This is a genomic window from Pantoea sp. Fr+CA_20, assembly GCF_024520835.1.
In the GTDB taxonomy this organism is placed as follows: domain Bacteria; phylum Pseudomonadota; class Gammaproteobacteria; order Enterobacterales; family Enterobacteriaceae; genus Pantoea; species Pantoea allii.
This window is the reverse complement of record NZ_JALNPN010000051.1, coordinates 1-637: the sequence shown is the minus strand read 5'-3', so window position 1 is coordinate 637 and position 637 is coordinate 1. Positions and strand designations below refer to the sequence as shown.

Annotated in this window: 1 tRNA gene and 1 rRNA gene; both read right to left on the bottom strand. The window is 51.5% G+C overall.

Annotated features, from left to right (window positions below):
* Positions 1–407: 407 nt before the first annotated feature.
* Positions 408–482 (bottom strand) — tRNA-Glu (locus NR177_RS23755).
* 89 nt (positions 483–571) lie between these two features.
* Positions 572–637, bottom strand: a 16S ribosomal RNA gene (locus NR177_RS23750); the annotation flags it as partial.

Genomic DNA, 637 nt, shown 5'->3' with positions numbered 1-637 from the left:
CGCCCTTCATCGCCTCTGACTGCCAGGGCATCCACCGTGTACGCTTAGTCGCTTAACCTCACAACCCACAGGCGTTTATCTGTAATACCGTAACGGCTGCGCGTAAAGAATGCGTCGTTGCGCGGTGCTCGCCATGCTCACGTACTTCAGTACGCTCCGCTGGCTGTGCGCCGACGCGCCTTGCTTTCTTCACTGCTCGCGCGCTACTGCATAACAGTTAGCTTGTAAGCTGTAAGCTTTTGAGAGACTCGAACACACGTCATCATTCTTTATTACGGAAGAATGCGAGCATGTGTCGTTTCAAATTTTCAGCTTGTTCCGGATTGTTAAAGAGCAATATCTTAAACACGACTCGTAAGTCATCTTTAAGATATGTGGGCAACACCTTTCACCTGTCACCAAGCAAGTGGCGTCCCCTAGGGGATTCGAACCCCTGTTGCCGCCGTGAAAGGGCGGAGTCCTAACCGCTAGACGAAGGGGACACAGACGTGTCTCGACTTCGCAGCCGTCTTGCTCATTACTTTTCTATCAGACAATCTGTGTGAGCACTTCGCGGGAAAGTATCTTCAGGTAAGGAGGTGATCCAACCGCAGGTTCCCCTACGGTTACCTTGTTACGACTTCACCCCAGTCATGAA